The organism is Arthrobacter sp. 2MCAF15, assembly GCF_052115605.1.
Lineage (GTDB): Bacteria > Actinomycetota > Actinomycetes > Actinomycetales > Micrococcaceae > Arthrobacter.
Map to the genome: position 1 here is coordinate 1 of NZ_JBFRGZ010000031.1, position 12,916 is coordinate 12,916.

10 protein-coding genes are annotated in these 12,916 nt (G+C 60.1%); 4 read left to right on the top strand and 6 right to left on the bottom strand.

Features of this window, described 5'->3' with window-relative positions:
* Positions 1-81 precede the first annotated feature (81 nt).
* The 6 genes from AB4089_RS21870 to AB4089_RS21895 are packed head-to-tail and all read right to left on the bottom strand — an operon-like array spanning position 82 to position 7,863.
* Positions 82-1,188 (bottom strand): alcohol dehydrogenase catalytic domain-containing protein, encoded by a 1,107-nt coding sequence (locus AB4089_RS21870; RefSeq protein WP_441411375.1) that lies wholly within the window; start codon positions 1,186-1,188, stop codon positions 82-84.
* 15 nt (positions 1,189-1,203) lie between these two features.
* On the bottom strand, positions 1,204-2,721 hold the full coding sequence (locus AB4089_RS21875) for a flavin-containing monooxygenase (RefSeq protein ID WP_441411376.1): 1,518 nt from the start codon (positions 2,719-2,721) through the stop codon (positions 1,204-1,206).
* A 32-nt stretch (positions 2,722-2,753) separates the two neighbouring features.
* Complete coding sequence (locus tag AB4089_RS21880) at positions 2,754-3,599, bottom strand: alpha/beta fold hydrolase (protein ID WP_441411377.1); 846 nt, start codon at positions 3,597-3,599, stop codon at positions 2,754-2,756.
* Between the two features lie 51 nt (positions 3,600-3,650).
* Positions 3,651-4,811 carry an NAD(P)/FAD-dependent oxidoreductase gene (locus AB4089_RS21885; RefSeq protein ID WP_441411378.1) on the bottom strand — a complete coding sequence of 387 codons (1,161 nt, stop codon included), beginning with the start codon at positions 4,809-4,811 and terminating at the stop codon, positions 3,651-3,653.
* A gap of 12 nt (positions 4,812-4,823) precedes the next feature.
* A complete protein-coding gene (locus tag AB4089_RS21890) occupies positions 4,824-5,213 on the bottom strand; it encodes a Rid family hydrolase (RefSeq protein WP_441411379.1) in 390 nt (129 codons plus the stop codon).
* A gap of 34 nt (positions 5,214-5,247) precedes the next feature.
* Entirely contained in the window at positions 5,248-7,863 is a 2,616-nt protein-coding gene (locus AB4089_RS21895) for an aminotransferase class III-fold pyridoxal phosphate-dependent enzyme (RefSeq protein WP_441411380.1), read from the bottom strand.
* A 1,020-nt stretch (positions 7,864-8,883) separates the two neighbouring features.
* Between AB4089_RS21895 and AB4089_RS21900 the strand changes: the two genes are divergently transcribed.
* The 4 genes from AB4089_RS21900 to AB4089_RS21915 are packed head-to-tail and all read left to right on the top strand — an operon-like array spanning position 8,884 to position 12,729.
* On the top strand, positions 8,884-9,936 hold the full coding sequence (locus AB4089_RS21900) for a polyamine ABC transporter substrate-binding protein (protein WP_441411381.1): 1,053 nt from the start codon (positions 8,884-8,886) through the stop codon (positions 9,934-9,936).
* 4 nt (positions 9,937-9,940) lie between these two features.
* Positions 9,941-10,828, top strand: coding sequence for an ABC transporter permease (locus AB4089_RS21905; protein ID WP_441411382.1), 888 nt, complete (start codon positions 9,941-9,943; stop codon positions 10,826-10,828).
* Position 10,829: 1 nt separating this feature from the next.
* On the top strand, positions 10,830-11,615 hold the full coding sequence (locus tag AB4089_RS21910; RefSeq protein ID WP_441411383.1) for an ABC transporter permease: 786 nt from the start codon (positions 10,830-10,832) through the stop codon (positions 11,613-11,615).
* Positions 11,608-12,729, top strand: a complete 1,122-nt coding sequence (locus AB4089_RS21915) for an ABC transporter ATP-binding protein (protein WP_441411384.1) — start codon at positions 11,608-11,610, stop codon at positions 12,727-12,729. The genes AB4089_RS21910 and AB4089_RS21915 overlap by 8 nt, the downstream gene beginning before the upstream one ends.
* Positions 12,730-12,916: the final 187 nt, after the last annotated feature.

Consider the following 12,916-nt stretch of genomic DNA (forward strand, 5'->3'; position numbering starts at 1 on the left):
AGATTCACGTTGCGTCTCGGAGGACCGTGACAATCACTCGAAGCTGATAGATTCACGTTGCGTCTCGGAGGACCGTGACAATCACTCGAAGCTGATCATCTGCCTGAGCACGGATCCTGTCGCCAGCTCGTCGAAGGCTGTATTCAAGTCTTGGAGCCGGATGTGGCTGGAGATCAACTTCTCGACGGGCAAGCGGCCAGCACGCCAGAGATCAACATAACGAGGTATATCACGCGACGGAACGGACGACCCCAGGTAACTGCCGATAAGGCTCCGCGTTTCCGCGGTAATCGTGAGAGGTGAGAGTGTGATCTCGGCCTTCGGATTAGGTAGCCCGACCGTTACTGTTCGCCCGCCTGGCTGCGTGGCGGAAAAGGCGAGTTCCAAGGCAGACGGGTTTCCCGCCGCCTCAACCGTGTGCGAGGCTCGGATCCCGAGCTCCGCCATTTGATCTGGCGTGTACACCTCGTGTGCCCCGAGCTCCTTCGCGATTCCCAGCTTCCGCGGTTCAACGTCGACTCCGATCACTCTTACCTGCTCGAGCGAGGCCGCTACGAGAATCGCCGCCATCCCAACTCCTCCGAGACCGATCACAGCAATGGAATCACCGGGCCCGGGCTTCGCGACGTTGAGGACCGCTCCTCCCCCGGTGAGCACCGCGCAGCCGAGGAGCGCTGCTACGTCTGGTGGCACGTCATTGTCCACCGGGACCACAGTGCGACGGTCCACAACGGCGTGACTTGCGAATCCGGAGACGCCATTGTGGTGAAAAACGGTCCTGCCATGATCCGAGATACGAACGGCACCCTCTAACAACGTACCCGCCCCGTTAGAGGCCGTTCCAACCGAACATGGCATGCGACCTGCGGTGGCACATGCAGCGCACTCTTCGCAGCGCGGAAGGAAGGTCATGGTTACGAGCTGTCCGACAGCCAAATCGTCGACTCCGGCGCCCAGCATAGCAACACGGCCTGCGGCCTCATGACCAAGCACCAGCGGCACTTTGCGGGGCCGCGCGCCGTTGACCACGGAGAGGTCAGAATGGCAAAGGCCGGCCGACTCCATCTTGACGAGGACCTCCCCCGGGCCCGGCTCCGCGAGTTCCAGTTGGCGAATCTCCGCCGGACGGCTCTCGGCGAATGGCTGTGGAAGGCCCGCGGTGTCGAGCACGGCTCCAGTGATCTTCATGTGTCCTTTTTCCTTCTAAACTGCAACCAGCGCGGCGTGGAGGATCCTATATGGTGCCGGATCGAACGTGGCATTCTCATCACGGAACGAGTGCGCGAAGTCTGGCCAGACCGTGGTGAGGCGACCGTTTCGTGGATCGACGTACCAGTTAACGCAGCCTCCCGCGACCCACACGGTGCCGGCAGCTCGACTGTCCAGGTCTTTCGCGTATTCATCCTCTGCAGCCTGTGAGACTTCTATCATCTCGACGTTACCTTGGAGCGCGTAAGTGAGCGCCCCGAGTACGTAGTCAACCTGCGCCTCGATAATGTAAATGATGGAGTTGTGCCCAAGACCGGAGTGCGGGCCCTTCAGAATGAACAGGTTGGGGAAGTTGTGGACGGCTGTCGTGGCGAACGCCTGCATGCCGGTCTGCCATTGGTCGGAGAGCACGACTCCGGAGCGGCCGGTGATGTGGTGTGCTACTGGCGGATCGCTCGCCTCGAAACCGGTCGCCAAAACTAACACATCGAGTTCGATCCGCGTGCCATCCGCAAGCATCACCTCGGACCCCTCGACGCGCTCTATGGGGCGCGTCTCGAGCGCGACGTTGTCCTGTGTCAGCGCGGGATAGTAATCCTGCGCCTTCAGAATACGCTTGCACCCGATTTGGTAGTCCGGCGTGAGCTGCGCGCGTAGTCGGGGGTCGCTCACCTGCGCCGCGAGGTGGTCAAGGGCCACGTTCGCGGTCTCCTCCAGGAGCTCGGGAATTGCCTGCCGCTCAATGAAGCGCCCCTCGTTGTACCAGAACATCTCCGAGCGGAGCTCCTCGATGGTCCCGGGCACCCTAGCGAAAAGGCGTTTCTCTGCCGCCGTGTATTTACGGTCATGCCGCGGTGTGACGTAGGGGGCGCTCCGTTGGAAGACTGTAAGATGCCCCGCGCCCTTCTGTACTTGCGGGACGATCTGGATCGCCGAAGCACCGGTGCCGACGACGCCGACACGTAGATTCGTCAGGTCGAAGTCATCGTCCCAGGCGGCCGAATGCATGAGCACTCCGCCGAAATCGCGGATGCCCTCGATATCGGGGTATTTCGGGTCGGAAAGATTCCCCGTTGCCGTCACGAGGAAACGCGAACGGAATACGCCCTTGGTGGTCCGTGACTCCCATTCGTGCGCCTCATCGTCCCACGTGGCCGACAGGAGATCCTGGCCGAAAAGGAACTTATCCTCAATGCCTTCGTCGCGAACCACCTGCTTCTGGTACTCCCAAATCTCATTCTGTGGCGAGAAAACGCGTGACCAGTTCGGGTTCGGTCCGAACGAGAATGAGTAGAGGTGCGACGGTACGTCGCACGCCGCACCGGGGTAGTGGTTGTCGCGCCATGTTCCGCCGACTGCGTCCGCACGTTCCAGTACGACAAAGTTCTCGTAGCCGTTGCGCTTGAGCATGACCGCCATGTTGATTCCAGCGAAACCTGCGCCGACGACGACGATGTCATAGCGCTCCACGCCGAACGGCATGCCCATGCCGGCGTCCTGTGCTTGTGTCATTATTGCTTCCACCTCTTCAGTGAGTTGTGCGTTTAGATGGTTACGGGGATGTACACTTCTCCGGGGCCGGCGGTCAGCCGGTCGGAGGAGAAGAGATCGATCAAGTTAAAGAGCTGAGCGGGGCGCTCTGCAGCGACCGCGTGGCCGGTCGGTACCGAGGCAAAACGGGCGTCGTCGATCGCCGCGAACAACAGCATGCTGTGGCTCTGCGGTACCATGCCGTCTTTATCGCCGCTAATGACAAGCGTGGGCACGCCGATGTTCGAGACGTCCTCGGTCAGGTCAATGCGGGAGTTGAGCTCCATCTGCAGCGACCAGTCCGGGTGGACGGATGTGCGACCTTCCACAAGCGCTTCGAGCTCCGTCGGGGTTCGCTGCGCGATGTAACGGGGGCTGAAAGCGGAGAGCACCGCGAACTTTGCGTAGGCCTGCTGGTCGATAGCCTGAAGCTGCCGCGCGAGAGAGTTGCGAAGCCGCTGATGTGCATCGGTCTTCAACCAGCCGCTCACCAGAATCAGCTTCCCCAGCTGCGCTGGCCCCCGGGCAGCGTAGGCTGCGGCGACGACGGCGCCGAGTGAGTATCCCACTACCACGGCCTCGTTGGCAGCGATCCCGGCGTCCGCGATGACTGCGGCGACCTGGTCAACGAGGTTCGAGAGCTCGAGCCGCGTCGTACCGTTTGACATGGCGAGGTCGATTCCGATGACCCTATATCGGGCGGAGAGCATCGCAGCCGTGCGGCCATAGTGCTGGTCTACCGTCCCGCCGGTGCCATGCACCAGCACGATCGGCACCGTTCCGGATCCGCCATCACGGTAGGCTACTTCTGCACCAGAAACGCTGACTTCCYTCACCGTGGCATTTGTTATTAGACCCATAGGAYTAGTTCCTTATGTAGATAAGATTGGGATCCGTCACTTCAGAGCTCGTCAGATCCGCTCATCGGGCGAGAAGATTTCCGCACCGGGGACGGTCTTTGCTTTGCCGTAGACGATCGTTTCCGCGAGAATCTCACCGAGAGCGACCCCGGGCCCTAGGCCGCGTCCACCGAGGCCAGCACCTACATAGACGTCAGCGTTCTTCGGATGCTGCCCGATTACGAAGCGGTTGAGCGCATGGTGCGGATAGATGCCCGCGTACCCGCCGTCGAACCCTATCTCCACCTCAGGGAAAGCTTCCGTGAGCAGACCGAAGACCTGTTCGAGGTGGTCATCGGCGAGTCGCTGCGACACTGAATCAGGGTTCACAAGCTCGTCTGCGTGGAGCAGCTGGCTCGAGTGCAATCCTGCGAGCAGACGATCAGTTCCTTCCCCACGGAAGTAGAGCCCTTCATTGTTGGAGTACCCGGGGATAAAGTCGAGGAACATCGGAAGAACGCGGTCAATCCCCTGATGCCGGAAGATGAAGGCTTCATGCCGTTCATTGACAACGTTGACCGGAGCTCCCAGCAATTCGCCCACACGTGCCCCCCAGGCACCTGCCGCGTTCACGACAAGGTCAGCCGGAAAGGTTGTACCATCCGCAGACTCGAGCACGTACCTCGAGTCGCCGGCACTTGCGTCGAATCTTGTAATTGTCGTGCGGGAAACAATGGTCACACCTCGCGCCTTGGCTGCCTCGGTGAGTGATGCGCATAGCTCCGCACCGTCGATGAAGATGGCTTCCGGATCCCAAAGCGCCCCGATCACATCTTCTGGGAGTGTGTATTCCGGAAAGACTCGAGTGATGCCCTCGCTGTCGAGGACCTTGGTCTTAGTCCAGCCAATTCGGGCGTGGACCTCCGCTATTTCGTGGAAGGAGTCAATCTCGGTCTGCGTGCGCCCAGGCATGAAGTGGCCGATGCGGCGCAGCGTCAGTCCGGTCTCGCGCTCTAGCCGTTCGAGAATTTCATAGGAACGACGTGCGACCTGCATGTGGGTCGGTTCCTTATATGCCCGCAACGCCATGCCCACAGCGCGGCTGGTTGCACCGGAACCGGGGTGGTCCCGCTCCACCACAGTAATAGTGAAGCCCTCGTGCTGCGCAAGTGCGAGTGCCGTTCCTAGACCGAGCACGCCCGCACCAATGATGACAACTTTTTTTTCTGACATAGTCGCTGCTACCTATTTCTCTCGTGATTCATTCGAGACCCATGCTGTGGCCTCGATCTCCACCCGCATCCGCGGGTCTACCAGGCGGGCCTCCACCATTGTTAGGGCAAGACCCAGGTGACCGAAGATCTCCCCGTGCGCGCGTCCCGCCGCCTGCCAGTCGTCGATGTCTTGGAGAAAGAGTCGAACCCCCACGATGTCCTCTGCCGTCCCGCCCACCGAGGCAAGCCGCTCGGCAATGCGCCGCAACGCCATTTTCGTCTGGTCGTACGCACTCTGCTGAGCCGGGTGCGACTCATCGATGCCGCTTGTCCCGGACAGGACCACCAGCGGGCCTACGCGCTTCACCGGGCAGAAACCAATAACGGCATTCCAATCGACCGGTGTGCTAAGTTTCGTCACTTATTTGCTCCCTCAATATTCCGTGTTAGTGGGTTCAGAGTGCGCACTTGCCCACGCGGGTGAAGCTATCCACGATCCGCGTGGCCACTTCATCAATCAGCACCTCGTTCATAGGTGTGGATAGTGAAATCGATAGGTTGCCAGGCACAAGCAGCAGCCCACGGGCTTCCGCTTCCCACCAGAGTTCGGGCCTCCAGTTCGCCGGCTCATCCTTACCCACGAAACTGAATCGAATAATCGAACCGTATCCTGTGGCCTCCCACCCGAGCCCTTGGATGACACTATTCAGCTGGTCCCGGAGACGATCGCCAAGACCGATAAGCCGCTGAACCTCGCTCTCGGTATACACACGCATCGACGCGATTCCCGCACGCATCGTCACCGGGTTACCCGAGAATGTTCCCCCGTGGAAGGTCGAACGCTCGTTACGCGGATCAAAGTGCTGCATCACCTCATGCGGTCCAATAATCGCGCCCACAGGGTGTCCGCCGCCGATGACCTTGCCAAGCGCCGCGAGATCAGGCGAGATGCCATACGTCGAGTAGGCCATGCCGGAATAGCCATGCCGCAGGCTTACCACCTCATCCGTGATGAGCAGCGCGCCGTGCTTCCGAGTGAGTTCTCGCGCACGTCGGACGTACTCGTTGCTCAGCGGACGGCCGCCGGCGCGGGCTGGAACCAGGTCCAGCACGTAGCCTGCGATCTCGCGCCCGTGCTCGGCGAAAATCGCCTCGAGCGCCTGCACGTCGAAGGCATCGGCGAGGAGAACATCCTGGCGCGTCCCCGATGTCACGCCGTTTGCGGCAGCGCCGCCGAGTGACAGGAGCGCCGGATCCGAGGAACCATGGTAGGAGGGATAAGGAAACAGAATTTTTTCACGGCCGGTAACGACGCGAGCGACGCGGATCGCGGCCATGACAGCCTCGGTACCTGAATTTGCAAAACGGACCTGCTCAGCCCACGGCAGACGCTGGACGAGAAGTTCTGCGAGTTCGATCTCCGAGAGCGTCGACATCCCGAAGGATGCGCCCGCCTCCACGGCCGTGACTGCTGCCTGCACAGTTGCGGGGTGTGCGTGCCCATGTATGAGGGAGGTGAAGTTGTTGTTAAGGTCAATCCATTGCTGGCCATCCTCGCCAAACACGTTGTAGCCCTGTCCCCGCACAGCACGGGGGGCGATAGGGTACATGGCGGTCAGCCCTCGCGTCGTACCTCCGGGAAGGACTGCCAGGGCGCGATCATCGATATGCGCACGTTCTGTTCGGCTCAAAGAGGTTGAAGACATGAGATAACTATCTTCGACGAGGCAACGAACTCGAATGGGCCGTAAGGCTAAATTAACCCTCGGGCCTTGGTTGTTTGCATAAGTTCTTGCTACGAGTTGTACAAGCGCCATTGGGTCGGAAGGGAGCCACTGCGCCCAATTCTCATTCTCGCGGGAGTATGACCGCAGCTTCCCGTCTTCACCAACCGGCTGACCGTATTCGAGCGCCCAGGAGGCCTGCCGCAGCGCGAGTGGGGAATCAGCGAGAGAACCGAATTCATTGCTGACGCCGATTTGTGTCCGAAGATCCCGCGTGACACCGCTCAAACGGCCTAAATCCGCACTTTCTAGCACCACGAGGATGCGATCATGATCCTCGACGAGAAGGTTCCACACGTGGTCGTCCGCGAGGCCATGATAGATCTCGCTGTCGGCTCGGACTGGAGCAGACGCGTCGGTCTTGATGACAGCAAGGACAAGCGACGTTGGGACGTCCGAATCCCCCTCGCTCTGGCCTGCGATCGAGGAACCGCCCAGGAAGAGATTCCTGCTGAGCCGTTCGGCACGGAGTCGCCGTATTGATTCCCGTTCACGGTAGAGTGCGCCGACCTCCAGCCTAGCGACCGTCTCCACTGCCCGGAACACACTGAAGCTCGGGGAACTGACTTCCTCCCGATCCTGCGCGACAATGAAACCAGCGTGACGCTCTCCCACCTTCAAAGGAGATGCAAATCCGTCCGGGATTGCGAGGGATTTCCACTTGCCCGTATTTGCCATGGTCTTCCGCACGTCAATCATGAGTGCCGTAGGCAGGGACTCAAGGCCGTGGAATAGCGCATTCCCAAGCCGGCTAACGATAGTCAGCCGGTATCCGGTTATTCTCTCAAGGTGTTGGAAACGGGTGGCTGTGTCGACTTCTTCGAAAGTCGGAGACAAGGACTCAAAGACGCGTAGGGAGTTCGCGAGGTTCTTCTGAAGGCTCCCTCCGTTTGCGGCGGCTACGAACTTTACGATGGGAAGGTACCCAGTTTCCCTGGGCACTCTTAGAAGCGGGAAGTTCAGGGCCATCGCGCGAGCGACGGCCTGATTCGTCAGGGGTGGAGTGAGCGAGCCGAGGCCCAAGGCACTCGCGCCTGCATCGTGTAGGTCCTGGATGAGGGTGGTCTGCGCTGCCGCCGACTTCGGCCAGTTACGCCCCGTCATTAGCGCCAACTCACCGCCGTCCAACCATCCGGAGGGATCAGGAATATCAAAAACGTGCGCCCACTCCACGCGGCGGTCCAGACCACCCTCCCCCGCAATGAGCGTCAATTGCCAGGAGCCGACGCTAAGAACGTCGCCGACCGTAATATGACTATCCGCGGCAGATCCTGAATGCTTGTCCACGAACCGATCTTACGTCTTCTCTTTTTGTCGCCTGCGCAGATGACGCAATACAGACTGATGCGCCGGCCCTAGGCTGAGCGGGCGCGAGGGTGTGCACGAACCGCTTCGATGGAACGCGGAGGGGTTTAGCGACCGCCAGTCCGTTTGGCGTGCGCTCGGAGGATTCGCGAACTGTTGGCGGCTGTCGAACCAAAGGCCGCTAACGCCTTGCACCAGAACTGTGACTCATGTCATGATCTACTGAAAGCGCACTCCGTTAGGAGTGTACTTTCAGGAAGCTCAGGCTAAGAGGAGGTCCGGCGAAGCGTAAATGCTGACTGAAACAAGGTCAATCAAGGGCCCGCGACGATGCGGGCGCTCAACAGAAAAGGTCCGGAGGCAGGGCAACCGTGGCCGGAAGGAGCTTAGATGAGTATTTATCAGAGAGTTGTAGCGTGGACAGTGCCCACCGCCGAACGAAGGTCCGCCACGACAGAGGACAGCGCGGCGGCGGACGCATTCCTTCACCCTGTATCCGTTCCCCATATCCCCGCACGGGCTCATGGGGACGGACCTCTCCGGCCCGGCTCCCAACGGCAGCCCCTTGACCATCGATTACGTTAGCGAACCCAATCCAGATTTCTATGGCTTCGAACTCAAAGCTTAGCCAGCCGCGAACGGCACCGTACTTCAAGATGACCCGTTACAGGTTGCAGTGCACGCAAGACACAATCTCCCCCGGCTCTGGCCCGGCAACCCTGTGGGTGAGCGGAATTCATCACCAACCTCTTGATAGCGTTCCCGTCGCGGCCGTACCGCTGGCCAGCCACGTGCTGGCAGATTCCTAATCGACAGCAGTGGAAGTGGCGCGCTTCAGGGATCGCGATACGTACATCCGTCCGTTATGGGCGCAACTTCGACCATTTCTCATCCCTGCTGACCCTACGCCGCGATCAGAGCAAGTGCTACAGCAACGCTAGCCGGCTGGGGGCAGGATCCTGCCCCGAATATAAATGACATAGACCAAATAGGAGCCATCAATTGAAAAACAACACGAAATCCATCGCTGGTCCCGCGGCCTTCGTAGCCGCGCTGTTGGCCTTAACGGCCTGCGGCGGTGCCACATCCGAGGCGAGCAGATCTTCTCTGACCTTTGTGTCCGAAGGCGGGGCGTACCAGGCCGCCCAGTCGAAGGCGATGGTTCTGCCCTTCACCAAAGCCACCGGTACGCAGGTTGTGGAAGACCAGATGGACGGTTTGGCAAAGATTAAATCGATGGTCGAGTCCGGAAACGTGACCTGGGATGTGGTCTCCGTCGACCCGTATATGGCCATCGGAAACTGCGGAACCCTGGCTGAAAAGCTCGACTTTTCCGTCATCGACACATCGAAGATGCCTAAAGGCCTCGTGTCGCCGTGCGCGGTTCCGGCGATGACCTACTCATTTGTACTGATGTACAACAAGGATAAATACGGGGCTCATCCGCCCACCAACTGGGCTGATTTCTATGACGCCAAGAACTTCCCGGGCACTAGAGTGCTGGGCAACTTCGCCCAGGGCGGCGGCTACGAGTCCGCCCTGCTCGCCGACGGCGTTCCAGCTAACAAACTCTATCCTTTGGATTACGACCGCGCTGCCAAAAAAATGAACAGCATCCGCAGTGACCTGAAGTTCTACGACACCGGTGCCCAGCAGCAGCAGATGATGGAAGGCGGACAGGCCGACATGATCCTGGCCTGGTCGGGACGGGCATACTCTGCCGTCAAGAACGGAGCCCCGTATGCTCCGGTCTGGAATCAGAACATCTCCGTTTATAACGCCTTCATGGTTCCCAAGGGCAGCAAGAACACCGCCGAGGCCATGAAATTCATCGCCTACGCGACCGGACCCGATGCGCAGGCGCGACTGACGGAAAACATCCCCTATTCGCCGATTAATTCCGACGCAAAGCCTCAGGTCGACCCGCTGCTGGAATCGTATCTGACTACCAAACCCGAGATTGCGAACGTGAGCGTCAGCATGAACCAACAGTGGTGGGCCGACAACCAGGACGAGGCCACCAAGCGCTGGACCTCATGGACGCAGGGCTCCTAGGACGATGACCACACTAATCGCCAAGGCTTCGGACAGACGGCAGCGTCCTCCAGGACGTCCCCGTCGAAGCGCGTACATCTGGTGGCTGGTCCCCTCTCTTGCCGCCATCGCCGTATTCCTGCTCCTACCAGTTGGACAACTGCTTTGGCGGAGCCTTTCCGAACCGGCCTTCGGGCTCCAGAACTACACAGCCTTGTTTCAGGATGGCATCGCCGTACCTGTACTACTGCGCACGCTGCGCATGGGGGTATCCGTGTCGCTCGTGACGATGCTCTTGGCCTACCCGTATGCCCTGGTCCTGACCAGAGTGGGCCCCAGGGCCAAGGCAATCCTCCTGGCAATCGTTCTTCTGCCCTACTGGACGAGCCTGATGGCGCGCACGTTTTCCTGGATCATCCTGCTCCAGAAAAACGGCCCTGTGGAGCAGATGCTCAGCGCGATCGGCATGCCGGGAGTAGTCCTGCTGGGGACAGAAGCTGGAGTCACGATTGCCATGTGCCAGGTTCTGCTGCCGTTCATGGTCCTCCCCCTCTATGCCACCATGAGCCGAATCGATAGCCGGCTGGTCAGCGCTGCTGTCAGCCTCGGGGCCCGCCCGCTGACGGCGTTCCGCCGGGTTTACCTGCCGCTGTCGATTCCCGGCATGGTGGCCGGTGGGGTACTGGTGTTCATCTTGTCCATCGGCTTCTACGTCACTCCCGCGTTGATTGGTTCCCCCCAACAAGCGATGATTTCCCAGCTCATCGGTACCCAGATCAACCGGCTGCTCGACTTCGGCGGCGGGGGTGCCCTCTCGATGGTCCTCATCGTAGTGACTCTGGTGCTTCTCTGGCTGATGTCCCTAGTTGTCCGACCGGCCGCGGCCCTGGGCCTAAATGAGGAGCGTAAATAGCATGGAAAAAACCCGCATTCCCCTCTGGCAGTGGGTTTGGGTCGCCTGCGTGGCAGCCGTCCTTTTGGCCCCGGTTTTTGTCGTGGTCCCCCTCTCATTTACCGACAGGGACAGTTTCGTCTTTCCGCCAAAGGGCTGGTCGTTGGACTACTACCGGGAGTTCTTCTCCTCACCGATATGGAGACAGGCACTCTTCAATTCGCTACAGGTGGCCGTTCTCGTCACGTTCGTCTCAACCGTTCTGGGAACAGCAGCAGCCTTCGCACTGACACGAGGCACCTTGCGGGGCGCGGCTGTTATCAATGCCCTATTGCTGTCTCCCATGGTTTTGCCCGCTATCGTGGTCGCCATCGCCCTCTTCGGCGTATTCTCCCAGTGGCACCTGGTAGGCACGTTTGGCGGCTTTGTGATTGCCCATACCTTGCTCGCCCTCCCCTTTGTCATCGTTACGGTGTCTGCAAGCCTGCGCACCTTTGACCGAATCATCGAACGTGCCGCCGCCAGCCTCGGCGCGAACCGGACCGTCACCCTTGCCCGAGTGACACTGCCTCTGATCCTGCCGGGAATCCTGTCCGGCGCCGTCTTCGCGTTCGTCACGTCGTTCGACGAAGTAACGATCGCCCTGTTCATCCAAAGCCCGAATCTCCGGACCCTCCCGAGCCTCATGTACACGAGCGTCACGGCAGAGGTCGATCCGACCATCGCGGCAGCATCCACCGTCATCATCGTCTTCACTACGGCGATCATTACGCTGCCCCAGCTAATAAGGAAGTCCAGCAATGTCTGACCGCACGCACGGCGCCCCCGTCCGGATCTCAGAACTCTCAAAGAAGTACCAAGGAACCGGCCAACCGGCTGTCGACAACGTTTCCCTCGAGATCGCCGGCGGCGAGTTTATTACCTTCCTAGGCCCCTCAGGATCCGGGAAGACAACAACGCTAAATCTGATCGCAGGCTTTGCAACACCGACCGGGGGGACAATAACGATCGACGGGGCCGAAATTGCGGACCTGCCCCCGCACCGGCGAAATCTGGGCGTGGTTTTCCAGCACTACGCACTCTTCCCCCACATGTCGGTCGCCAAAAATGTCGCATTCCCGCTTGAACAACGCAAAGTCCCCAAACAGGAAATCAAGGAACGCGTCGAAAAAGCTCTACAGAGCGTCCACCTCCAGGGGATGGAAAATCGGCTACCAAAATCCCTCTCAGGAGGCCAGCAGCAACGAGTCGCACTCGCCCGGGCTCTGGTATTCGAACCACCTGTGCTCTTGATGGACGAACCGTTCGGAGCGCTGGACAAGAACCTGCGCGAAGAACTGCAGCACGAGGTTTCCCGACTGCATCGGGAACTGGGAACCACCTTCATCTTCGTGACCCACGACCAGGAAGAAGCCCTGGTGCTCTCGGACCGGATCGTCGTATTCAACGAAGGCCGTATCGAACAGGTCGGCACCCCCGAGGAACTCTACGAAACACCAAAGACGCTGTTCGTAGCCAGGTTCCTGGGCGAATCCAACATCTTTTCGGGGCGGATCTCGTCGGACGGATACACGCTCCAAGGTGAGAACGTGGAACTGTCCTTGTCCCGGCCTGTCCAGCCGGAATCCACATGCTCCATCATGGTCCGCCCCGAGTGGCTACAGTTCATCGACCGTTCATCCCCCAGCCCGTCCGGCTGGAATGCCGCCGAGGCCACCGTCGCGGACATCACCTACGTCGGTTCGAGCCGGCGGGTGGCTCTTCACTTCGCCAACGGCCAACAGGGCATCCTACGGGACCGCCCCGGAACTGGTCCCCGGATCGCTGTCGGCATGGCGGTCCGCGTCGGATGGCCGGCGGACCGCGGTGCTCTTCTGGACGGGGAACCGGCGGCTTCCGCCATGTCCCCCGTTGCCGGCTGATCCCTGTTTCGTCCACGCAATCCTTAAAGGCCCCCATGACTAACACGCTGTCCATGCCCTCAACCGAGACGGGGATGAAACGTGCCGGAGAGGTCATAACGCTGTCATCATATGCCCGGGTACGGGACCACCAGCTGATCTTGGAAGCTGATGAGAGATGGGACCTCCACTTCCCTTCTTCAGGGCC

Excerpts from the sequence above, each read along its gene's own strand:
- AB4089_RS21885 (WP_441411378.1), bottom strand. The coding sequence starts at position 4,811 with ATGTCAGAAAAAAAAGTTGTCATCATTGGTGCGGGCGTGCTCGGTCTA.
- AB4089_RS21910 (WP_441411383.1), top strand. The coding sequence starts at position 10,830 with ATGGAAAAAACCCGCATTCCCCTCTGGCAGTGGGTTTGGGTCGCCTGC.
- AB4089_RS21915 (WP_441411384.1), top strand. The coding sequence starts at position 11,608 with ATGTCTGACCGCACGCACGGCGCCCCCGTCCGGATCTCAGAACTCTCA.
- AB4089_RS21870 (WP_441411375.1), bottom strand. The coding sequence starts at position 1,188 with ATGAAGATCACTGGAGCCGTGCTCGACACCGCGGGCCTTCCACAGCCA.
- AB4089_RS21875 (WP_441411376.1), bottom strand. The coding sequence starts at position 2,721 with ATGACACAAGCACAGGACGCCGGCATGGGCATGCCGTTCGGCGTGGAG.
- AB4089_RS21905 (WP_441411382.1), top strand. The coding sequence starts at position 9,941 with ATGACCACACTAATCGCCAAGGCTTCGGACAGACGGCAGCGTCCTCCA.